Source organism: Pseudomonas sp. NPDC089401, from assembly GCF_044749485.1.
Lineage (GTDB): Bacteria > Pseudomonadota > Gammaproteobacteria > Pseudomonadales > Pseudomonadaceae > Aquipseudomonas.
Window position 1 is genome coordinate 123,021 of sequence record NZ_JBIVIA010000003.1, and the last position, 20,238, is coordinate 143,258.

The 20,238-nt window shown below is 65.9% G+C and carries 21 protein-coding genes; 7 read left to right on the top strand and 14 right to left on the bottom strand.

Annotated elements, in window-relative coordinates:
* Positions 1–17: 17 nt before the first annotated feature.
* A complete protein-coding gene (locus tag ACIP21_RS08025; protein ID WP_400686141.1) occupies positions 18–716 on the bottom strand; it encodes a CoA transferase subunit A in 699 nt (232 codons plus the stop codon).
* 140 nt (positions 717–856) lie between these two features.
* On the opposite strand from ACIP21_RS08025, the gene ACIP21_RS08030 reads away from it, so the two are divergent.
* Together ACIP21_RS08030 and ACIP21_RS08035 are read left to right on the top strand one after the other, a co-directional pair.
* Complete coding sequence (locus tag ACIP21_RS08030; protein WP_400686143.1) at positions 857–1,762, top strand: LysR family transcriptional regulator; 906 nt, start codon at positions 857–859, stop codon at positions 1,760–1,762.
* A complete protein-coding gene (locus tag ACIP21_RS08035; protein ID WP_400686145.1) occupies positions 1,750–2,571 on the top strand; it encodes an aldo/keto reductase in 822 nt (273 codons plus the stop codon). Before ACIP21_RS08030 ends, ACIP21_RS08035 begins: the two co-directional genes overlap by 13 nt.
* A gap of 112 nt (positions 2,572–2,683) precedes the next feature.
* Here ACIP21_RS08035 and ACIP21_RS08040 read toward each other — a convergent pair whose 3' ends face one another.
* Genes ACIP21_RS08040 through lexA form a run of 4 tightly spaced genes read right to left on the bottom strand, consistent with a single transcriptional unit; the run spans position 2,684 to position 8,420 of the window.
* Positions 2,684–5,764, bottom strand: coding sequence for an error-prone DNA polymerase (locus tag ACIP21_RS08040; RefSeq protein WP_400686147.1), 3,081 nt, complete (start codon positions 5,762–5,764; stop codon positions 2,684–2,686).
* Positions 5,761–7,179: a Y-family DNA polymerase gene (locus tag ACIP21_RS08045; RefSeq protein WP_400686149.1), complete on the bottom strand. Its 1,419-nt coding sequence runs from the start codon at positions 7,177–7,179 to the stop codon at positions 5,761–5,763. Before ACIP21_RS08045 ends, ACIP21_RS08040 begins: the two co-directional genes overlap by 4 nt.
* Before the next feature lie 6 nt (positions 7,180–7,185).
* On the bottom strand, positions 7,186–7,803 hold the full coding sequence (gene imuA / locus ACIP21_RS08050) for a translesion DNA synthesis-associated protein ImuA (protein WP_400686152.1): 618 nt from the start codon (positions 7,801–7,803) through the stop codon (positions 7,186–7,188).
* Positions 7,803–8,420 (bottom strand): transcriptional repressor LexA, encoded by a 618-nt coding sequence (lexA, locus tag ACIP21_RS08055; RefSeq protein WP_400686155.1) that lies wholly within the window; start codon positions 8,418–8,420, stop codon positions 7,803–7,805. Before lexA ends, imuA begins: the two co-directional genes overlap by 1 nt.
* 95 nt (positions 8,421–8,515) lie before the next feature.
* Between lexA and ACIP21_RS08060 the strand changes: the two genes are divergently transcribed.
* The gene (locus tag ACIP21_RS08060) at positions 8,516–9,175 is read left to right on the top strand and encodes an HAD family hydrolase (protein WP_400686158.1); all 660 of its coding nucleotides are present in this window, start codon (positions 8,516–8,518) and stop codon (positions 9,173–9,175) included.
* A gap of 237 nt (positions 9,176–9,412) precedes the next feature.
* Complete coding sequence (locus ACIP21_RS08065; protein WP_400686161.1) at positions 9,413–10,141, top strand: DUF899 domain-containing protein; 729 nt, start codon at positions 9,413–9,415, stop codon at positions 10,139–10,141.
* A gap of 5 nt (positions 10,142–10,146) precedes the next feature.
* On the opposite strand, the gene ureG is transcribed toward ACIP21_RS08065, so the two are convergent.
* Genes ureG through ACIP21_RS08105 form a run of 8 tightly spaced genes read right to left on the bottom strand, consistent with a single transcriptional unit; the run spans position 10,147 to position 15,720 of the window.
* Positions 10,147–10,770, bottom strand: coding sequence for an urease accessory protein UreG (gene ureG / locus ACIP21_RS08070; protein WP_027916761.1), 624 nt, complete (start codon positions 10,768–10,770; stop codon positions 10,147–10,149).
* A gap of 11 nt (positions 10,771–10,781) precedes the next feature.
* Positions 10,782–11,456, bottom strand: a complete 675-nt coding sequence (locus ACIP21_RS08075) for an urease accessory protein UreF (protein ID WP_400686164.1) — start codon at positions 11,454–11,456, stop codon at positions 10,782–10,784.
* Positions 11,456–12,001: a HupE/UreJ family protein gene (locus ACIP21_RS08080; RefSeq protein WP_400686167.1), complete on the bottom strand. Its 546-nt coding sequence runs from the start codon at positions 11,999–12,001 to the stop codon at positions 11,456–11,458. The genes ACIP21_RS08075 and ACIP21_RS08080 overlap by 1 nt, the downstream gene beginning before the upstream one ends.
* Positions 12,002–12,026: 25 nt before the next feature.
* Positions 12,027–12,527, bottom strand: a complete 501-nt coding sequence (ureE, locus tag ACIP21_RS08085; protein WP_400686169.1) for an urease accessory protein UreE — start codon at positions 12,525–12,527, stop codon at positions 12,027–12,029.
* 10 nt (positions 12,528–12,537) lie between these two features.
* A complete protein-coding gene (ureC, locus tag ACIP21_RS08090; protein ID WP_400686171.1) occupies positions 12,538–14,241 on the bottom strand; it encodes an urease subunit alpha in 1,704 nt (567 codons plus the stop codon).
* A complete protein-coding gene (locus ACIP21_RS08095; RefSeq protein WP_027916766.1) occupies positions 14,238–14,555 on the bottom strand; it encodes an urease subunit beta in 318 nt (105 codons plus the stop codon). Before ACIP21_RS08095 ends, ureC begins: the two co-directional genes overlap by 4 nt.
* Before the next feature lie 19 nt (positions 14,556–14,574).
* On the bottom strand, positions 14,575–14,877 hold the full coding sequence (locus tag ACIP21_RS08100; protein ID WP_138217346.1) for an urease subunit gamma: 303 nt from the start codon (positions 14,875–14,877) through the stop codon (positions 14,575–14,577).
* 9 nt (positions 14,878–14,886) lie between these two features.
* Positions 14,887–15,720 carry an urease accessory protein UreD gene (locus ACIP21_RS08105; protein ID WP_400686174.1) on the bottom strand — a complete coding sequence of 278 codons (834 nt, stop codon included), beginning with the start codon at positions 15,718–15,720 and terminating at the stop codon, positions 14,887–14,889.
* Positions 15,721–15,992: 272 nt separating this feature from the next.
* On the opposite strand from ACIP21_RS08105, the gene ACIP21_RS08110 reads away from it, so the two are divergent.
* From ACIP21_RS08110 to ACIP21_RS08120, 3 genes are all read left to right on the top strand, one after another.
* The gene (locus ACIP21_RS08110) at positions 15,993–16,370 is read left to right on the top strand and encodes a glyoxalase superfamily protein (protein WP_400686176.1); all 378 of its coding nucleotides are present in this window, start codon (positions 15,993–15,995) and stop codon (positions 16,368–16,370) included.
* On the top strand, positions 16,367–16,726 hold the full coding sequence (locus ACIP21_RS08115; RefSeq protein ID WP_400686179.1) for a hypothetical protein: 360 nt from the start codon (positions 16,367–16,369) through the stop codon (positions 16,724–16,726). Before ACIP21_RS08110 ends, ACIP21_RS08115 begins: the two co-directional genes overlap by 4 nt.
* A 252-nt stretch (positions 16,727–16,978) precedes the next feature.
* On the top strand, positions 16,979–17,998 hold the full coding sequence (locus ACIP21_RS08120; protein ID WP_400686181.1) for a branched-chain amino acid aminotransferase: 1,020 nt from the start codon (positions 16,979–16,981) through the stop codon (positions 17,996–17,998).
* Positions 17,999–18,050: 52 nt separating this feature from the next.
* Here the strand turns inward: ACIP21_RS08120 and ACIP21_RS08125 are convergent, their stop codons facing one another.
* Positions 18,051–20,237 (bottom strand): lipase family protein, encoded by a 2,187-nt coding sequence (locus ACIP21_RS08125; protein WP_400686184.1) that lies wholly within the window; start codon positions 20,235–20,237, stop codon positions 18,051–18,053.
* Between the last annotated feature and the right edge of the window lies 1 nt (position 20,238).

Consider the following 20,238-nt stretch of genomic DNA (forward strand, 5'->3'; position numbering starts at 1 on the left):
GTTCTGATGGACGGCGCTCAGGCCTTGACGGTGCGCTTTTCGATGCGTTTTTCGAAGGTGCCGACGATCACCCGGTCGACGAAGATCCCCGGGGTGTGGATCTCGCTGGGCAGCAGCACGCCAGGCTCGACGATCTCTTCCACTTCGACCACGGTGATCTTGCCGGCGGTGGCGGCCAGCGGGTTGAAGTTCTGCGCGGTGTTGCGGTACACCACGTTGCCGTAGTGGTCGGCCTTCCAGCCCTTGACGATGGCGAAGTCGCCGGTGATGGACTCTTCGAGGATGTACTTGCGGCCCTTGAACTCGCGCACTTCCTTGCCGTCGGCCACCGGGGTGCCGTAGCCGGTGGCGGTGTAGAAGGCCGGGATACCGGCGCCGCCGGCGCGCATCTTCTCGGCCAGGGTGCCTTGCGGGGTCAGCTCCACTTCCAGCTCGCCGCTGAGCAGCTGGCGTTCGAATTCGGCGTTCTCGCCCACGTAGGAGGCGATCATCTTGCGGATCTGCCGGTCTTCCAGCAGCACACCCAGGCCAAAGCCGTCGACGCCGCAGTTGTTGGAGACCACGGTCAGGCCCTTGACGCCACGGCGCCTGATTTCCGCGATGAGGTTCTCGGGGATGCCGCACAGGCCAAAGCCGCCGGCCAGTACCGTCATGTTGTCGGTCAGGCCTGCCAGGGCCTCTTCATAGGTTGCTACGCGCTTGTCCAGTCCGGCCATGCTGATCCGCCTTTTGTAGTTGTTGAACCGACGAGGCTGTCGGTGAGCGTGTGCAGCCATCTTCACCGCTGGCGACTGATTTGTTAATTTTGTTTTCATCATCGATTGATAACTTTTCCAAAACAGCGATCACACCTGCCATGAACGTCAAGCAACTGCGCGCCTTCGTCGCCGTCGCCAAGTACCAGAGCTTCGCCCAGGCCGGGGAACACCTGCACGTGTCCCAGCCGGCCCTGAGCCTGACCATCAAGGCACTGGAGGACAACCTCGGCGGCGCCCTGCTCACCCGCACCACCCGCAGCGTAAGCCTGACGGCCGAGGGCGAAGTGCTGCTGCCGCTGGCCCGGCGCCTGCTGGCCGACTGGGACGACACCGAGGAGATGCTGCGCCAGCGCTTCACCCTGCAGCTGGGGCGGGTCTCGGTGGCGGCCATGCCGGCCTTTGCCGGCAACCTGCTGCCGCACACGCTCAAGGTGTTCCGCCAGCGCTACCCCAAGGTCAACGTCACCGTGCACGACGTGATCAACGAGCAGGTACTGGAACTGGTGCGCCACCGCCGCGTCGAACTGGGCATCGGCTTCGAGCCGGAAAACACCGACGGGCTCAACTTCCACCCGTTGTACATGGACCGTTTCGTCGCCGTGGTGCCCGCCGAATCACCCATTGCGCAACTGGCCCAGGTCAGCTGGGCGCAACTGCTGGCCGAGGACTTCATCGCCCTGCAACGGCCGTCCGCCGTGCGCCTGCTGCTGGAGCAGAACGTGGCCGCGCAGCACGGCAAGCTGACGGTGGCGTTCGAAAGCCACCAGCTGTCGACCATCGGCCGCATGGTTGCCAGCGGCCTGGGCGTGAGCGCGGTGCCGGCCCTGTGCATCAACCAGATGCAGGAACTGGGTGCGCGCTGCATCACCCTGGTCGAGCCCGCAGTCGAGCGGCGCATCGGCGTGATCGCCCTGGCCGATCACAAGCTTTCCACCGCAGCCCAGGCGCTGCTCGAGGTGCTGCTTTCCCATACCCAGACTCCGGAGGTGACATGCGTTACGTGAAACTGGCAGGTTGCGAAGTGCCCGCCATTGGCCAGGGCACCTGGTACATGGGCGAAGACCCTTCGCGCCGGGCGGCGGAAGTGGCGGCCCTGCAACAAGGCATCGAGCAGGGCCTGACCCTGATCGACAGCGCCGAGATGTATGCCGAAGGCGGCGCCGAGGAGGTGGTCGGCCAGGCCATCGCCGGGCGCCGCGACCAGGTGTTCCTGGTCAGCAAGGTCTACCCGCACAACGCCAGCCGGCGCGGCGTGCCGGCCGCCTGCGAGCGCAGTCTCAAGCGCCTGGGCACCGAGATGATCGACCTGTACCTGCTGCACTGGCGTGGGCAGTATCCGCTGGAAGAGACGGTCGAGGCCTTCGAGCGCCTGCGCGAGCAGGGCAAGATCCGCCGCTGGGGCGTGTCCAACTTCGATGTCGATGACCTGCGCGAGCTGCACGATCCGCAGTGCGCCACCAACCAGGTGCTGTACAACCCGGCGCAGCGCGGTATCGAATTCGACCTGCTGCCGTGGAGCCGCCAGCGCGGCCTGCCGACCATGGCCTACTGCCCGCTGGCCCAGGCCGGGCGGTTGTTGCAGCACCCGGTGATGCAGCAGATTGGCGAGCGCCATGGGGCGACGCCGGCGCAGGTCAGCCTGGCCTGGGTGACCCGCGAGGACGGGGTGATCGCCATTCCCAAGGCGGTGGCACCGGAGCATGTACGATTGAACGCGGCGGCGGGTGAGCTGAGCTTGACCCTTGAAGACTTGCGGGCGATCGACCGGGCGTTTCCGGCGCCGACGCGCAAGCAGCATCTGGCGATGGTCTGAAGGACCGCGCCGGCCTCTTCGCGGGCAAGCCCGCTCCCACAGGTACTGCACAGTGTCTGAAAGCTGTGCGGTCCCTGTGGGAGCGGGTTCACCCGCGAAGAGGCCGGCAAGCTCAATGAAAATCCCGGCTCTTGACATCCAACCCCTGCAACAGCGGACTGATGTCCTCCAATCGCCGGGCAATCAGGTGCCGCACTCCGTTCTCCTGCTCCAGCCGCCCGCTCACCTTGAGCAACTGCGACCCGACCAGCGCCCGCCGCTGCCGCTCGGCCAGCTCACGCCAGACCACCACATTGACCATGCCGTATTCATCCTCGAGCGTGACGAAGGTCACCCCGCTGGCCGTCTGCGGCCGCTGTCGCCCCACCACCAGCCCGGCCACGGCAATCGCATCACCCTGCTCGACGCCCGCCAGTTCGCCCGAGCTGCGACAGCCCAGCGCCCGCAAGCGTGATCGCAGCAAGCGCAGAGGATGCGGCCCCAATGTCGTCCCCAGGGTGTCATAGTCCGCCACCAGGTCCTCACCCACCGTCGGCGCCGGCAGCCTCACCTCCAGCTCCGGCAACGCCTGCACTTCGGCAAACAGCGGCAACTGCGGCTGCACTGCCGCCACCTGCCAGCGCGCCTGGTGCCGGTCCCGGGCCAGGGCTCGCAGCGCCCCGGCATCGGCCAGCCGGGCGCGGGCGCGGCTGTCGAGCCCGGCACGCAGGCACAGGTCCTCGATGTCGCGCCAGGGCCGTTGTGCCCTCGCCTGCTCCAGCCGCCGGGCATCGCCCTCGCTGAGCCCGCGGATCTGCCGCAGGCCCAGGCGGATCGCCAAGGCCTCGCCGCATTCAGGCTCCAGGGTGCAGTCCCACTCACTGTGGAACACATCCACCGGCCGCACCTCGATGCCTTGGCGCCGGGCCTCCTGCAACAGCTGGTCGGGGCTGTAGAAGCCCATCGGCCAGCTGTTGATCAGGGCACAGGTGAAGATCGCCGGTTCGTGGCACTTGAGCCAGCTGCTGGCATAGCACAGCAGGGCAAAACTGGCCGCGTGCGACTCGGGGAAGCCGTAGCTGCCAAAGCCCTTGATCTGCTCGAAAATGCGCTCGGCAAAGGCCAGGTCGTAGCCGTTGCGCAGCATGCCCTGTACCAGCCGCTCACGGTGCGGCTCCAGGCCGCCATGGCGCTTCCAGGCGGCCATGCTGCGGCGCAGCTGATCGGCCTCGCCGGGGCTGTAGTCGGCGGCGACCATTGCCAGTTCCATCACCTGCTCCTGGAACAGCGGCACACCCAAGGTGCGTTGAAAAACCTCCTTGAGCTTTTCCGACGGATAGCTGACCGGCTCCTGCTTCAGACGGCGACGCAGGTAAGGGTGCACCATGTCGCCCTGGATCGGCCCCGGGCGCACGATCGCCACCTCGATCACCAGGTCGTAGAAGGTCTTGGGCCGTAGCCTTGGCAGCATGGCCATCTGCGCCCGCGACTCGATCTGGAACACGCCCATGGTCTCGGCACGGCTGATCATGGCGTAGGTGGCCGGGTCCTCACCCGGGATGGTCGCCAGGGTCAGGTGCCGGCCGCGATGGCGCTGCAGCAGGTCGAAGCAGCGGCGCAAGGCGCTGAGCATGCCCAGGGCCAGCACATCGACCTTGAGCAGGCCGACCATGTCCAGGTCGTCCTTGTCCCACTGGATCACCGTGCGTTCGGCCATGGCGGCGTTTTCCACCGGCACCAGGTGATCCAGCGGCTGCTCGGAAATGACGAAGCCGCCCGGGTGCTGCGACAGGTGACGGGGAAAGCCGATCAGCTCGCCCGCCAGCACCAGGATGCGCCGCAGTGAGGGGCTGCCGGGCTCGAAGCCTGCCTCGCTCAGGCGCTGCGGGTCGGGAATCCGGTCACTCCAGCGCCCGCAGCATTTGGCCAGCGCATCCACCTGGTCGGGCGGCAGGCCCAGCACTCGCGCCACGTCGCGCACCGCGCCCGCCGCATGGTAGGTGTTGACCACCGCGGTAAGCGCGGCGCGATGCCGGCCATAGCGGCGGAACACATACTGGATGACTTCTTCACGGCGATCGTGCTCGAAATCCACGTCGATGTCGGGCGGCTCATTGCGCTCGCGGGACAGGAAGCGCTCGAACAGCAACCGGTGCTCCATCGGGTCGAGCTCGGTGATGCCCAGCACGAAGCACACCACCGAGTTGGCCGCCGAGCCGCGCCCCTGGCAGAGGATGTGCTGGCTGCGGGCGAAGGCGACGATATCGTGCACGGTGAGGAAGTAGCTTTCGTAGCCCAGTTCTTCGATCAGCGCCAGCTCCCTGGCCAGCACCTCGCGCACCTTGCCGCTCGGGCCGGCCGGCCAGCGCAGCGGCAGGCCGCGTTCGCACAGTTCGCGCAGCCAGCTTGCCGGCGTCTGGCCTTCGGGCACCAGCTCGCGTGGGTACTGGTACCGCAACTCGCCCAGGTCGAACTGGCAACGCTCAGCGATGGCCGTGCTCTCCTGGAGCAGATCGGCCGGGTACAACTCGGTCAGTTGCTCAAGGGAGCGCAAATGGCGCTCGCCATTGGCAAACAGGTGGCGCCCCGCCTCGGCCACGCTGCAATGCTGACGGATGGCGGTCATGCAATCCTGCAGGGCGCGCCGGCCACGGATGTGCATGTGCACATCGCCGCAGGCCACGGCGCGGATCCCTAACTGCGCCGCCAGCGCGCGCGAGCGCGTCAGGCGCACGTCATCGCCACTGCCCCGATGCTGGTGCACCCCCAGCCACAGGCGCTCGCCGAACAGGCCCCGCAGCCATCGGCCGGGCTCCGGGTCGCTCGGGTCATCGGCGATCCACACGGCCAGCAACCCCTGATGATGTTGCTGGAGGTCGTCGCCGAACACCTGGTAGTCGCCCTTTCCAGCCCGCCGCCTGGCCCGGGTAATCAAGGCACACAGGTTCTGGTAACCGCCGAGGTTCTCCACCAGCAGCAGCAGTTTCGGGCCATCGTGCAGGCGGATTTCGCTGCCGACGATCAGCCGCAGTTGATGGGCCTTGGCGGCTTGCCAGGCACGCACGATACCGGCCAGCGTGCATTCGTCGGTGATTGCCAGGGCCTGGTAGCCCTGCTCGCGGGCACGACGGAACAGCTCGTCGGCGCTGGAGGCGCCACGCTGGAAGCTGAAGTTGGACAGGCAGTGCAGTTCGGCATAACCCGGCGTGCTCATGCGAACCAGCCCTGCAGCCACAGCGGGCCGGGCTGGGCCAGGTCGCGGTAGGCCCAGCCGCGCAGCCCTTCGCGGGTTTCGATGCGGTAGTAGTCGCGACGCACGTCGCCGCCGTCCCACCAACCCGACTCGATCCGCTCGGCCTGGCCCAGCAAGGTGTGGCCCAGCGCATCCAGCGCCTGGGGCGCGGGCAACAACCAGCCAGGGCGGCTGCCCGGCGCGACCGGCAAGCTGCCCTGGGCGCCCTGCTCCGCCCGCTGCCAGGCGCATTCCGGGCGGTGATCGGCTTCGGCACGCAGGCCTTTCACCGCTTCGTCGCCCAACCGAGCACGCAGGCGTTCGCGCAACTGCTCCCAGGGCTGGGCCTGCTTTGCCCGCGGGTCGAACAACGCCTGGTGCTGGGGCACGAACGGTGGCAGGTCGTCGGCGACCAGCCGCAGGTTGCGCACCGGCGCCGGGATACGCAGCGGTTCCAGCCGCCCGCGGGCCAGCTCGAACAGCACGACGGCATCACGCTCGGCGGCCAGCAGCCCGACCTTGAGCACGGTGTCCGGCCCTTCGACATGCTCCAGGTACAGGCAAAACCGCTGCACACCGCAGTCACGTCCGGCGAGGAATGCCGCCAGGTCGTTGAGCATGCGCCGCAGCGGGAACAGCAGGGCCTGGTGCGACTCGACATCGAAGTTGAGTTCCAGGCGGGTTTCGAAGCGGTCCGGCGGCTGGTAGAAATGCAGCCCCAGGGAGCGCTGGCCGAGCAACTGGTCCAGGTGCAGCTGCACCTGCGCGCTGAACCGCCTGGCCAGGGCATCGCGAGGCAACGCCAGCACCTGGTCCAGCTGCCGCAGGCCCATGCGCGCGAAGGCCTCGGCAGCTTCAGCGGGCAATCCGACCCGGTCGACCGGCATCCGCGCCAGCGCTGCACGGGTATCGTCGGCACAGGTCAATGCCAGGCCGTCATGGCCGTTGGCAAGCATGCGCGCCGCCACCGGGTTGGTGGCCAGGACAATGCGCTGACGCAGCCCCAGCTCGGCCAGTTCCTGGCGCAGGCGGGCCTCGAACAGGGGCCATGGACCGAACAATTGAAGGCTTGAACCCACCTCCAGCAGCAGCGCACGGGGGTAGTGCAGGCTGACCTGGGCACTGAACCGGTAAGCCCAGGCGGCCAGCAATTGCTGCAACTGCTCGATGCGCGCGGGGTCGGCCTCGACACAATGAAAGCCATCGGCCAGGGCGCGTGCGGCGGTGAGCGTCTGCCCGGCACGCAAGCCCAGCGCGGCGGCGGCGGGATTGACCGCCTGCACCACTCGACGCTGGACAGGCCCGCCGATCAATACCAGCGGCGATTCGGCGTCATCACGCTCACGCAGGATCGCGTCCAGCGCCAGTTGCGGCAGAACAATGCAGGCCCAGAGCATCGCGCATCAGCCTCGCCCAGGGCAGGCAACGGCGGCCGGTGGCATGCCGCCACGGCACTTGAGCACGCGCCACTGGGCGGGGCGGGTGTCGAGGGCGATGCGCAGCGCGGCCGGCGATGGGTTGTGCGCGGCCTGCTGCGGGCGGCAGGCAAAGGCCAGTGCCTGGCCGGTTTCGGCGGCGACCTGCAGCCTGCGCAGGGCGCGATCGTCAGCCCGCTCGGGCCAGCACAGCACGGCAGCGCAACTGCCGGAGCGCAGGCATTGCTCGGCGGCCCAGAGGCTGTCGGCCTGCTCGGCATCAACCTGCACCAGCCAGCGCAAGTCCACGCCTGCGGCCTGCCAGGCCGGTGGGTAGGGAATGAACGGTGGTGCCACCAGCACCACCCGGCCGCCGTCGGCGGTCAGGCGCGCCAGCGATGGCCAGAGCAACTGCAATTCGCCGCAGCCTGGGCTTGCCAGCAGCAACTCGCTGAGCGCCGCCGCCGGCCAGCCGCCTTCGGGCAAGCGTTCGTCGAGCACGGCATGGCCGGTGGGCTGCAACCCGGCCGGGCGTGCCTGGGCCTGGCGCCCACGCCAGACCTGACGCTGGTCGAGCAGCCGATCGAGATCGACCACCGCGCCCATCAGTCGCGCCTCAGCAGGCCGCAGAACACGCCTTCGATGAAGAACTCGCGCTCAGGCCCCACGTCGATCGGCCCATAGGCCGGGTTGCGTGGCAGCAACCGATAACCGCCAGGCTGGCGTTGCAGGCGCTTGATGGTGACTTCGCCGTCCAGGCGCGCGACCACGATCTGCCCGTCACGCGCGTCGGCCTGTTGCAGGATACCCACCAGGTCACCGTCGAAGATGCCGTCGTCGACCATGGAATCGCCGCGCACCTTGAGCAGGTAGTCCGGCGTGCGGCGGAACAGGCTGGGGTCGAGCAGCAACTGCTCGTGGATGCCCAGGTCGGGGCCGATGGGCGCGCCTGCCGCCACCTGGCCGAGTACCGGCACTTCGAGGATTTCCGGGCGGCGCAATGGCTCGGCCAGGCGAATACCGCGCGCCTGGTTGGGCGTGACGTCGATGTAGCCGGCCTGGCACAGCGCCGTGATGTGCTTGCGCGCCACGCTGCGCGAGGCGAAACCGAAGCGGCTGGCGATGTCGGCCAGACTCGGTGGCTGGCCGTGATCGGTAATCCGTTCGCGGATGAAGGCGAGGATTGCCCGGCGTTTGGGAGTGAGATTGTCCATGGAGCACATTTGTACTCCTTTTGCAGGACACTGAACAGCCCCCTTCGTCTTCCGGTTTCGCTATCATCCCCGGGCTTTTTGTTTTTCAACTACCTGGATACCTGATGCTGACTGCCCTGCTGTTCGATCTCGATGGAACCTTGACCGACACCGATACCCTGCATTTGCAGGCTTTCCGCCAATTGCTGCATGACTACGACGGCCGTGAACTGACCCAGGCGCAATTCGATGCCCAGGTCAGCGGCCGCTCCAACGGCGCGTTGTTCGCCGAGTTGTTCCCCCTGGCCGATGCGGCGCAACGCCAGGCGCTGGCCGAGCGCAAGGAGGCGCTGTTCCGTGAACTGGCGCCCGAACTCAAGCCCATGCCCGGGCTGCTGCGCCTGCTGGACCATGCCCAGGCCTGGGATGTGGGCGTGTGCGTGGTGACCAATGCGCCGCGGCTCAATGCCGAACACATGTTGAATGCCATGGGCCTGACGTCGCGCTTCGAGCACGTGCTGGTGGCGGATGAACTGGCGCGGCCCAAGCCTGATCCGCTGCCCTACCTGACCGGTTTGCAACGCCTTGAGGCAGTGGCCGGCGAGGCGCTGGCGTTCGAGGATTCGCTGCCAGGGGTTGCGGCGGCGAGTGGGGCCGGGATCTTCACCGTGGGCATTGCCACGACGCAGGCGCCGGAGCGGTTGATCGAAGCCGGGGCGAAGCTGGTGGTGAAGGACTTCAATGACCCACGGTTGTGGGCACTGATCGAGACCATGCACGGCTGAAGGCCTGCAGCTCTCCATCTGTCCTGCTCGCTATGGGAGCGGGTTTACCCGCGAAGAAGACAACCCGCTGGATGGCACGGGCTTCGCCCGTGTTCGCGGGTGAACCCGCTCCCACCGCAACCGCGCCGGCATGAAATGAACGGTTTCAGACCACCGTCCGTCGCACCCGCGATTGCCCTGTCGAATACCTGTCCTTGCCACTCGACCATGGACTGTCCCCCTCACGGAGTCAGCGCCATGAGCACCCCCGATCACAAGCACCCGGTCACCACGCGCGAGCAATGGCTCGCCGCCCGCCACCAACTCTGGCTGCACGAAAAAGCCTTCACCCACCAACGCGACGCACTCTCCGCCGCCCGCCGCGCCCTGCCCTGGGTCAAGGTCGACAAACCTTACCGCTTCCACGGCGCCGACGGCGATCTGGCCCTGGCCGACCTGTTTGCCGGGCGCAGCCAGCTGCTGGTCTACCACTTCATGTTCGTCGAGGGCTGGAGCGAAGGCTGCCCCGGCTGCTCGTTCCTCGCCGACCACTTCGACGGTGCCAACCTGCACCTGGCCCATCACGATGTGTCGCTGGTGGCCGTGTCACGCGCGCCCTACCCCGAGTTCCAGGCGTTCCGCCAGCGCATGGGCTGGCGCTTCCCCTGGTACTCGTCAGCGGGCAGCGGCTTCAACGAAGACTTCGGCGTGAGCGTCGGCAGCGAAGGTGCGCGCCACTACAACTACGAACCCTACAGCGGCGGCGAAAGCGAGCTGCCGGGCCTGAGCGCCTTTTTCAAGGATCAGGACGGCACGCTCTATCACACCTACTCGACCTATGCCCGCGGCCTGGACATCCTGGTCAACACCTACAACTTCCTCGACCTCGCACCCTTGGGCCGCAACGAAGCGGGAACCATGGACTGGGTGCGGCATCACGATCGCTATGATGAGCAAGCGCAAAAACCGCACTGCTGCCATGAGTGAGGGTGTCAGCCCCGCACGCCCAGCATCCCGCGCTCGACGATGAAGTCGATCACCGCCTGCAGGCCTTCGCCCTTCTTCAGGTTGCTGAAGGTCCACGGGCGCTGCGGGCGCATGCGCTGGGTGTCGCGCTCCATGACTTCCAGCGAAGCCCCCACGTAGGGCGCCAGGTCGGTCTTGTTGATCACCAGGAAGTCCGACTTGGTGATGCCGGGGCCGCCCTTGCGCGGGATCTTCTCGCCTTCGGCCACATCGATGACGTAGATGGTCAGGTCGGCCAGTTCCGGGCTGAAGGTGGCGCTAAGGTTGTCGCCACCGCTTTCGACGAAGATCACTTCGAGATTACCGAACTTGCGCGCCAGCGCTTCGACCGCCGCCAGGTTCATCGAGGCATCCTCGCGGATCGCGGTATGCGGGCAGCCGCCAGTCTCGACACCGACGATGCGCTCGGGCTCCAGGGCGCCGGCCTCGGTGAGGATGCGCTGGTCTTCCTTGGTGTAGATGTCGTTGGTGACCACGGCAATCTGGTAGTGATCGCGCATGGCCTTGCACAGGCATTCGAGCAGCGCGGTCTTGCCGGAGCCGACCGGGCCGCCGACACCGACGCGCAGGGGTTGTTGATAGCTTTGCATGCAGGCAGTCCTCAGGAACGGAACAAACGGGTGTATTGGGTTTCGTGTCGTGACGAGGCGATGGCCAGCAACGGCAGGCCGCCGCCAAGCTGGTCATCGTCCAGCGCCAGGGCCTGGTCGAGTACTTCGGGCAGTTCGGCGCCCAGGTCGCGCAGCAGGGTCTGCGCCGCCTGCTGGCCGAATGGCACCAGCTTGACCCCGGCCATCACCGCGCCTTCCAGCCAGGCGAAGGCATGGCCGAGGGCCAGTTGGCGCAGCGGGATCTGCCAGTGGGCGGCGAGCCAGGCCATGCCGCCAAGCTGGCTGAGTTCGAGGCTGGCGCGCCAGGCCGGGTCCTGGCCCAGCTGCCAGCCATCGAGCAGGCGCGCGAACGCCGAGCCGCGCTGCTGTTCTTCCAGGCGCAGCTCGGCGGTTTCGCGGTTGGCCAGCAGGAAGCGGCTCCAACGGGCGAATGCGGGTGCATCACCCGCCTCGCAGGCGCGGTACAGGCGCGCCAGGACCGGCCAGTCGAGGCAGGCCAGGGTGTCGTGCAACTGCTCGCGCTGCCAGGCGCTGAAGCTGGCGCTGTCACGCACCCAGCCTGCCTCCACGGCCCACTCCAGGCCCTGCGAGTAGGTGAAGCCACCCACCGGCAGGCCGGGGCTGGCCAGCTGCAGCAGGCGCAGCAATGCCAGGTCGCTGTTCATCAACCGGCCAGCACCAGGGCGGCGCCGGCCAGCATGCCGCCGCCAAAGGCCTTCTGCAGGCCACTGTGGCGGCGCAGCAGGCAACCGAGGCCAAAGCCGACGGCCAGCAGCAGGCCACTGACCGTGACGAAACCAGCGCTGAACATCCAGAAGGCGCTCGGCGTGGCTTCGACGCCATGGGCCCAGCCGTGGAACAGGGCGAACACCGGCATGGCCAGGGCCAGCAGCAGTTGGCGGCTCGGCAGCAGCACGGCGGCGGCGGCCACCAGCACCGATACGGCGATCAGGGTTTCCATGCCCAGCACGTCACCGAACAAGTGGCCGCACACGGCGCCGGCGAACATCGACGCCAGGGTCGCCAGTGGCAGGGCCAGGTTGCGGCGGGTCAGCGCGGCGAGCACGCCGGTGCCGAGCAGCATCAACAGATGGTCAAGGCCGGTCAGCGGGTGCAGCAGGCCATCCTGCAGCGGGTTGCCGTCATGGCCGGGGTGGGCGAAGGCTGGCAGTGCGACCATCAGCAGCACAAGGGCGAGGGTCTTTTTCATTGTGGGCTCCTTGGATTCGAAGGGTTCAGGAATGGGCAGGCAGGCGCACGAACGGATGGTCGTTGCCGTGGCTGTGGCTACCGTGGCCGTGGCTGTGCGGCGCGCTCTGGTAGGCGCCGGCCTCCGGCTCGAACGGCGCCTGTTCGGCCTCCACGGTCAGGCCCAGGCCACGCAGCATGTCGTCGAGCACATAGTCGTGCTGGTAACGCAGCAGGCCGGGCTCGATCTGCAACGGCACATGGCGATTGCCCAGGTGATAGGCGGCGCGGGCCAGCAGGTGCGGGTCGGCGCAGCGCACGGTCGACACCGCTTCAGGGGCGGCCAGCACGCGGACCACCTGGCTGCCGTCGGCATCGGCGAGCAGCTCGCCGCCACGCAGCAGGTGGCCGCGTTCGAGCATCAGGCCAGCGTCGCGGCCATCGTCGAGGGTTACCCGCAGGCGGCTCTTGATACGGCTGTCGACGTCCAGGGTGACGGTGCCGGTGACGGTGTCGGATGCGGCGATCCGGCGGCTAAGGACAATCATCTTCACTCCTTCAGAACAGGAAATAGCGCTGGGCCAGCGGCAGTTCGCTGGCCGGCTCGCACACCAGCAACTCGCCGTCGGCGCGCACCTGGTAGGTCTGCGAGTCGACTTCGATCACTGGCTGCAAGGTGTTGTGGAGCATGTCGGCCTTGCGCACCCGGCGGCAGCCGTGGGCCACGCCGATCAGGCTGTGCAGGCCCAGCTCCTGGTGCAGGCCACGGTCCATGGCGGCCTGGGACAGGAACGTCATGCGCGTGGCATGGCGGGCCGCGCCCAGAGCGCCGAACATCGGCCGGTAGTGCACCGGCTGCGGGGTCGGGATCGAGCCGTTGATGTCGCCCATGGGCGCGGTGGCGATCATCCCGCCCTTGATCACCAGGGCCGGCTTGACCGCGAAGAAGGCCGGCGACCACAGCACCAGGTCGGCCAGCTTGCCGACCTCGACCGAACCGACCTCATGGGCGATGCCATGGGTCAGGGCCGGGTTGATGGTGTACTTGGCGATGTAGCGCTTGACCCGGAAGTTATCGCTGTAGTGGGTGTCCGGGGCCAGCGGGCCGCGGCGCAGTTTCATCTGGTGTGCCACCTGCCAGGTGCGCAGCACCACCTCGCCGACCCGGCCCATGGCCTGGGAATCGGACGAAGTCATGGCGAAGGCGCCCATGTCGTGGAGGATGTCTTCGGCGGCGATGGTCTCGCGGCGGATGCGCGACTCGGCGAAGGCCACGTCCTCGGCGATGCTCGGGTCCAGGTGGTGGCAGACCATGAGCATGTCCAGGTGCTCGTCGACGGTGTTGATCGTGTATGGCAGGGTCGGGTTGGTCGAGGACGGCAGCACGTTGGCCTGCCCCGCCGCGCGGATGATGTCCGGCGCGTGGCCGCCGCCGGCACCTTCGGTGTGGAAGGTGTGGATGGTGCGGTCACCGATCGCGGCCAGGGTGTCTTCGATGCAGCCCGACTCGTTGAGGGTGTCGGTGTGGATCGCCACCTGGATGTCCATCTCCTCGGCCACGCCCAGGCAGCAGTCGATGGCCGCCGGGGTCGAACCCCAGTCCTCGTGCAGCTTCAGGCCCACCGCGCCGGCGGCGATCTGCTCGCGCAGCGCTTCCGGGCGGGAGGCGTTGCCCTTGCCCAGCAGGCCGATGTTGATCGGCAGGCAGTCGGCGGCCTGGAGCATGCGCGCCAGGTACCAGGGCCCCGGGGTGCAGGTGGTGGCGTTGGTGCCGGTGGCAGGCCCGGTGCCGCCGCCGATGAAGGTGGTGACGCCGCTGGTCAGCGCCTCCTCGACCTGCTGCGGGCAGATGAAGTGGATGTGCGAGTCGATGCCGCCTGCGGTGACGATCTTGCCTTCGGCGGCGATCACTTCGGTGCCCGGGCCGACCGCTACCGTCACGCCGGGCTGCACGTCAGGGTTGCCGGCCTTGCCGATGGCCGCGATGCGCCCGTGCTTGACGCCGATATCGGCCTTGACGATGCCCCAGTGGTCGATGATCAGGGCGTTGGTCAGCACCAGGTCCATGGCCTCGGCGGCGAGCATCTGGCCCTGGCCCATGCCGTCGCGGATGACCTTGCCGCCACCGAACTTGACCTCTTCGCCATAGACCGTGAAGTCCTTCTCCACCTCCACCCACAGCGCGGTGTCGGCCAGGCGCACGCGGTCGCCCACGGTGGGGCCGAACATGTCGGCATAGGCCCTGCGGGAAATACGGCTCATGCCCTGCCCTCCAGCGCGCCATTGACCTTGCCCTGGAAGCCGTACACTTCCCGCTTGCCGGCGTAGGCCACCAGTTGCACCGTGCGCGACTGGCCCGGTTCGAAGCGCACCGCGGTACCGGCCGGGATGTCGAGGCGAAAGCCGCGGGTCGGCGCGCGCTCGAACACCAGCGCGTCGTTGACTTCGTAGAAGTGATAGTGCGAGCCGACCTGCACCGGCCGGTCGCCATGGTTGGCCACGCTGACGCTGACCGTGTCGCGGCCGACGTTGAGTTCGATGTCGCCGGCGGCGACCTGGATTTCACCTGGGATCATGCTGGGCTCCTGCGCCAGGTCAGACGATGGGGTCATGCACGGTCACCAGCTTGGTGCCGTCGGGGAAGGTCGCCTCGACCTGCACGTCATGCAGCATCTCGGCGACACCGTCCATGACCTGCTCGCGGCCGAGCACTTCGCGGCCCAGGCTCATCAGTTCGGCCACCGTGCGCCCGTCACGGGCGCCTTCGAGCACTGCGGCGCTGATCAGCGCCACCGCCTCCGGGTAGTTGAGCTTCAGGCCACGGGCCAGGCGCCGTTCTGCCAGCAACGCGGCGGTGAACAGCAGCAGTTTGTCTTTCTCTCTCGGGGTCAGCTCCATGGCGCTCTCTCAAGTGGCCCAGATGCGCGGCGGGCAGGCGTCCAGGCCGAGGACGGCCGGGCGCAGGACGTGCCAGAGGCGCTGCAGGGTGTGTTGCAGGTGTTGGTTGTCATGGTCGAGCAGGCGGATCACCAGCAGCGAGCCGAGCAAGGTCGCGCCTGCGGGGGTGTCGAGTGCTTCGAGCAACGCCCGCGCCTGTTCGAGCACGGCCGGGGTGGCCGGGGCGGCGCAGAACGTGGCGAGCAGCGGATGGCCGCCGACCTTGGCCAGCTGCCCGCCTGCGATGCGCAGGCGCTCGTGCAGGCCGGGGTCATCGGGCAGCTCGATGCACAGGCGGCTGTCCAGCGCGCCATGTTCGAAGCGCTCGTTCATCACCGGGCGGCCCAGGCACAGGGTTTCCCAGGCCAGCAGCCTTGCACTCGGCTCCAGGGTGAAGCGGCTGTCGAGGCTGGCGCGGGCGCCGTTGAAGAAAATGCTGTCCTGGGGCAGCCACTCCAGGGTGCTGCCGGCCTCCAGGTGGAAGCGCTGGGCCAGCCGCGCGGTGGGCCCGATGCTCCGGTAGAACTTGCTGGCGCCAGGCATGGTCAGCAGCGCGTGGGTGCCGGGTTCAAGGTGGATATCCAGCTCCAGGCGATCGCCGGCGACGATGCCACCGGGCGGGTGCAGCACATAAACGTGGCACGGTGCGCCTTCCGGGTAGAACGGGCGTTGCACCAAAAGCGGGCCGAAATGCCGCCGCGCACCAAGGCGGGTCACGCCGTTGCGCTCGACGAAGCGCAACTGCAAGTGCGCGCTCCAGCCGGCGTCCTGCTCCGATGATTCGATCTGCTCCGCGAGCGACATCCTGCGGCCCCTTGATATCCGTGGCCTGGCGGCCGTTTAGAGGGTCATGCATGGCACCGTTGGGTGATGGCAGACTGACCACTCGATCACATTAAGCTGGCTGGATATAGCAGGTTGCGGGCCAACTTCGCAGGTGAATGCACATGAAAGATTTTCGACGAGGGCTCTGGCATGGGGCATACAGCGCCACTGCGCACAGCGCGGGGGCGGCGCTTGGCCCTGTTTCGGTGCTGCGCTAAAGTCTGTGCTTTGCCTTCGGCCAAGGAACCGCCATGCCCCTCGCCCCTGCCATTCCGATCCTGCGCATCTTCTCGGTGGACAAAGCCAAGGAGTTCTACCTGGACTTCCTGGGTTTCCAGCTCGACTGGGAACACCGCTTCAGCCCGGACCTGCCGCTGTATGCGCAGATCCACCGTGACGGGCTGATCCTGCACCTGAGCGAACACCACAGTGACGCCTGCCCGGGCTCGACCGTGTTCGCTCGTACCGATGATCTGCTGGCACTTGAGCGCGAACTGCTGGACAAGCAGTACGGCTACGCCCGCCCGCAGGCCGAACGGGTCGACTGGGGGTTGCAGATGCAGGTCCGCGACCCGTTCGGCAACCTCTTGCGCTTCTGCCAGCAGATCGACGACGAGGCTGCCCAGTGAAGGCCATGGGCAAACGCCAGCTGGCACGCCTGGAGCGTGAGCTGGTCGCCTGCCTGACCGATGCCTGCGAAACCGCCAAGGCCGAGATCGTCGGGTTCAGCTGGCTGACCCATCGGCTCGACCCGGATGACTTCCCGGCCAGCCTGCGGATTACCTGGGTGTTCGACAGTGAGGCTGATAAAGCGGCTGCGCTGGCGGGTGCGGCGAAGGCGCGCATGCTGGCGCTGACGGCCCAGGCGCTCGATGAAGCGGGCGTGACGCTGGATCACGTGGCCTGGCATGTGCGCTTCGACAGTGAAGAAGCCTGCACGCGCAGCCATGCCGGGGATTGGAACGGGCGCCTGCAGCAACGCTGAAGCCGGGTTTGCCTTGTGCTGCCTGGGCCGGCCTCTTCGCGGGTAAACCCGCTCCCACAGGTCCTGCGCAGTGGTGACCCTGTGGGAGCGGGTTTACCCGCGAAGAGGCCGGGCCAGACAATCGAGATGTTCCAGGTAATGGCCAATTCGTGACTGGCCGTTCCCGATCCGCGAGGTTTGTATTATCGTGGCGTGGTGCGCATATAACAGCAGCCCGAGCGATCGGGCACTTGCAAGACAATCGAGGGTGTCATGAGTAACGAGAGCATTAACTGGGACAAGCTGGGTTTCGACTACATCAAGACCGACAAACGCTACCTGTCCGTATGGCGCAATGGTGAGTGGGACAAAGGCACCCTGACCGAAGACAATGTGCTGCACATCAGTGAAGGCTCCACCGCCCTGCACTATGGCCAGCAGTGCTTCGAAGGCCTCAAGGCCTACCGTTGCAAGGACGGCTCGATCAACCTGTTCCGCCCAGACCAGAACGCCGCCCGCATGCAGCGCAGCTGCGCGCGCCTGCTGATGCCGCATGTGCCGACCGATGTGTTCATCGAGGCGTGCAAGCAAGTGGTCAAGGCCAACGAGAAGTTCGTCCCGCCGCACGGCAAAGGCGCCCTGTACCTGCGCCCGTTCGTCATCGGCACCGGCGACAACATCGGCGTGCGCACCGCCCCCGAGTTCATCTTCTCGGTGTTCGCCATCCCGGTGGGTTCATACTTCAAGGGCGGCATGAAGCCGCACAACTTCCAGATCTCCAGCTTCGACCGTGCCGCCCCTCAGGGCACTGGCGCCGCCAAGGTCGGTGGCAACTACGCCGCCAGCCTGCAGCCGGGCGCTGAAGCCAAGAAGGCCAACTTCGCCGACGCCATCTACCTCGACCCGCTGACCCACACCAAGATCGAGGAAGTCGGTTCGGCCAACTTCTTCGGCATCACCGCCAACAACGAATTCGTCACCCCGAAATCGGCGTCCGTGCTGCCAGGCATCACCCGCCTGTCGCTGATGGAACTGGCACAATCGCGCCTGGGCCTGACCGTGATCGAAGGCGACGTCGAGATCAACAAACTCGACCGCTTCATCGAAGCCGGCGCCTGCGGCACCGCTGCCGTGATCACCCCGATCGGCGGCATCGAGTACAACGGCAAGCTGCACGTGTTCCACGACCTGGAGAAGGTCGGCCCTGTGACCACCAAGCTCTACAACGAGCTGACCGGCATCCAGAGCGGTGACGTCGAAGCGCCAGCGGGCTGGATCGTCAAGGTCGCCTGATCCGCTATAGCGCTGTAAAGAAGGGGCATGCCTTTGCGGGTATGCCCCTTTTTCATACCAGGTTCAGCGGGTCGTTCGGGTCGTCCACTGCGTCCAGGTAGGCGAGGATGTCGTTGTAGGTCATCGCTGGCGTAGCAGGCTCTGCGGGTGCCAGTTCGATGGGCGCCTGGGCCAGAGGCTCGGCGCGGGTGTTCTGTGCATGGGCATGCCAGCGCGCCAGGGCGGCCGTGAGGTGAGGTGCGCCGGCATGTTCGCCGTAAACATCGGCGGCGCTGACCGGCGTGTGGTTCAAGGTCGCCAGGCGCTCGCGGGTGACGTTGATGCGGGTCAGCTCCTGTTCCAGTTGCTTGAGGCTTGGTTCATGGGTGCGGGCGTAGTGGTCACCGCGGGCGAGGCGCGAGCGGCGGTTGACCAACTGGTCGCTGATGCCGTTCAACGCCTGCTCGACCAGGCGTGTCTCCCTGCGCGTGACAGCCGGCGTGTGATTGGCCAGCGCTTGCTGGTGGCGACGCAGGGCCGCCCAGCAGGCGGGTATGTAGCTGGAGACCATCGAATGGTCCGCGAGGCTGATCGAGCGGTGCTCCGGCAAGCCTTCAGACTGGCGTATGTAGCGGCTGCACAGGGCTTGATCGGTGATGGTGGCGCAACCTGGGGCCCAGAGGATGGCCGACGAGGATTGCGGCGTGAGTGCGATTGGCATGAAATGGCGCAGGTTGCCGTGGTGACCATAGTATTCGCCATCCTGGTTGACCAGGCCCGTGCGCAGGGTTTTCGCGCCGAGGGTTGTGTTGATTGGCAGCATCAAGGCGCCTGCCCCCATGACGTCGTAGCGTGGGTTCATCCAGGGTAGCGGGACGCTAGGGATCAGGTCGTCGTGGTTGACGATGCGGTGGTGGACCAAATCGGCGGCGCCGCGGATGAAAGACAGGTCGCCGGCTCGGGGGGCGCCGTAGGTGTAGAGCTGGATGGTATATTTGTAAGGAGAGCGACGCAGCATTTCTGCCAATATCAAGGCTACAGCGCCGCCTAGGCTGTGACCGCAGATGATGAGGTTCTCCCTCATCTGGTTACTCTCAAGATACTTCGTCACAAAATCATAGGCTTTAAGCGCTGACTCATAGAACCCGCGATGAACTCGCCCCTCTCCTTCCTCGAAGGGCACCTGCAAGGCATCGATGTCACGAATAAAGTCTGCGGCTTCGTTAGTTCCGCGAACGGCAATCAGCGCATATTCGGGTGTATGTGTAATGAATGCTTGAGTATCCGTCTCCTTGTCGACATCTCTATCATCAAGAAAATGCAGACGTGCCGGATTCTGCTGGTCGTCACCCAAGGATGGATCATTTACTGGATACAGATCCGGATCAAACGGTGTAATCTCAAGACGTTCGGAGTAAGCCACCTCCTCATATATCGGATAGATTGGTTGTGACTGTTTATGATCTACACGCCAAATTTCATGAAACGAACCCAGCGCCTCTCCAAACCAATTTCCACTGGTGGGAACGCGCGGAAAGCCAACACTCGATGCCAGTACTGGATGCTCGTCCGGATCCTGACCAAATGGGTTATAACTGAGCGTTGAAATTAACGCCAACTGGTAGAGGTTCAACACATTGAATTCGGACTTTTTCGAAAGGAGCAGCCGTAGCGCTCTCAATGGACGCACCTCAAGCACAGTAAAAACATTGGGCATGAGACAGACCCCACGCTTACCAAACTCCCCCATAATTTTACTTAACGCCTTATTGGGAGGCGTACTGCGCTCAGCCAATGGCGGCAGATGGCATGCATAGCGAACTAACTCTCTGACCTCTACTTGACAGTAACGATCTGCAGTTGCTTGCGCAGGATTATGAAAAGTCCTGGAACCATCAGTATTTACATAAAAAGTATTTTCAGCTCGCACTTGAAGCTCTGTGATTTTCAGCGGGTAGTTCTCGCGCCCCTGGAGTTCACGATAGGATCTAAGAGCACCTGCATATTCGCTCTCGAATCTTAGTGTAAGTGCGCCATGGTGGTGATTTAAAACTTTACCACACCCATCCACATCCAATGACCCTCCATAAGCTATTCCTTCACTATCAATCGCTATAAAATAGAGCCCTGCATAGGGAACACCAGAGCCATTTTCGTCAACCAATTGAAATGTTGTTTCATTAGCACGTTCTGGACATGTCAGTACCCGATCGTTCAGAGAGGCCAACAAATCCGCTTCCAGCCTAGTATTACAACTCATT

Bases quoted from the DNA above. Each gene is read 5' to 3' on its own strand.
- ACIP21_RS08120 (WP_400686181.1), top strand. From the start codon at position 16,979: ATGAGTAACGAGAGCATTAACTGGGACAAGCTGGGTTTCGACTACATC.
- ACIP21_RS08065 (WP_400686161.1), top strand. From the start codon at position 9,413: ATGAGCACCCCCGATCACAAGCACCCGGTCACCACGCGCGAGCAATGG.
- ACIP21_RS08025 (WP_400686141.1), bottom strand. From the start codon at position 716: ATGGCCGGACTGGACAAGCGCGTAGCAACCTATGAAGAGGCCCTGGCA.
- ACIP21_RS08060 (WP_400686158.1), top strand. From the start codon at position 8,516: ATGCTGACTGCCCTGCTGTTCGATCTCGATGGAACCTTGACCGACACC.
- ACIP21_RS08080 (WP_400686167.1), bottom strand. From the start codon at position 12,001: ATGAAAAAGACCCTCGCCCTTGTGCTGCTGATGGTCGCACTGCCAGCC.
- ACIP21_RS08105 (WP_400686174.1), bottom strand. From the start codon at position 15,720: ATGTCGCTCGCGGAGCAGATCGAATCATCGGAGCAGGACGCCGGCTGG.
- imuA (WP_400686152.1), bottom strand. From the start codon at position 7,803: ATGGGCGCGGTGGTCGATCTCGATCGGCTGCTCGACCAGCGTCAGGTC.
- lexA (WP_400686155.1), bottom strand. From the start codon at position 8,420: ATGTGCTCCATGGACAATCTCACTCCCAAACGCCGGGCAATCCTCGCC.
- ACIP21_RS08110 (WP_400686176.1), top strand. From the start codon at position 15,993: ATGCCCCTCGCCCCTGCCATTCCGATCCTGCGCATCTTCTCGGTGGAC.
- ureG (WP_027916761.1), bottom strand. From the start codon at position 10,770: ATGCAAAGCTATCAACAACCCCTGCGCGTCGGTGTCGGCGGCCCGGTC.
- ureE (WP_400686169.1), bottom strand. From the start codon at position 12,527: ATGATTGTCCTTAGCCGCCGGATCGCCGCATCCGACACCGTCACCGGC.
- ACIP21_RS08035 (WP_400686145.1), top strand. From the start codon at position 1,750: ATGCGTTACGTGAAACTGGCAGGTTGCGAAGTGCCCGCCATTGGCCAG.
- ACIP21_RS08045 (WP_400686149.1), bottom strand. From the start codon at position 7,179: ATGCTCTGGGCCTGCATTGTTCTGCCGCAACTGGCGCTGGACGCGATC.
- ureC (WP_400686171.1), bottom strand. From the start codon at position 14,241: ATGAGCCGTATTTCCCGCAGGGCCTATGCCGACATGTTCGGCCCCACC.
- ACIP21_RS08125 (WP_400686184.1), bottom strand. From the start codon at position 20,237: ATGAGTTGTAATACTAGGCTGGAAGCGGATTTGTTGGCCTCTCTGAAC.
- ACIP21_RS08075 (WP_400686164.1), bottom strand. From the start codon at position 11,456: ATGAACAGCGACCTGGCATTGCTGCGCCTGCTGCAGCTGGCCAGCCCC.
- ACIP21_RS08040 (WP_400686147.1), bottom strand. From the start codon at position 5,764: ATGAGCACGCCGGGTTATGCCGAACTGCACTGCCTGTCCAACTTCAGC.
- ACIP21_RS08030 (WP_400686143.1), top strand. From the start codon at position 857: ATGAACGTCAAGCAACTGCGCGCCTTCGTCGCCGTCGCCAAGTACCAG.
- ACIP21_RS08095 (WP_027916766.1), bottom strand. From the start codon at position 14,555: ATGATCCCAGGTGAAATCCAGGTCGCCGCCGGCGACATCGAACTCAAC.
- ACIP21_RS08100 (WP_138217346.1), bottom strand. From the start codon at position 14,877: ATGGAGCTGACCCCGAGAGAGAAAGACAAACTGCTGCTGTTCACCGCC.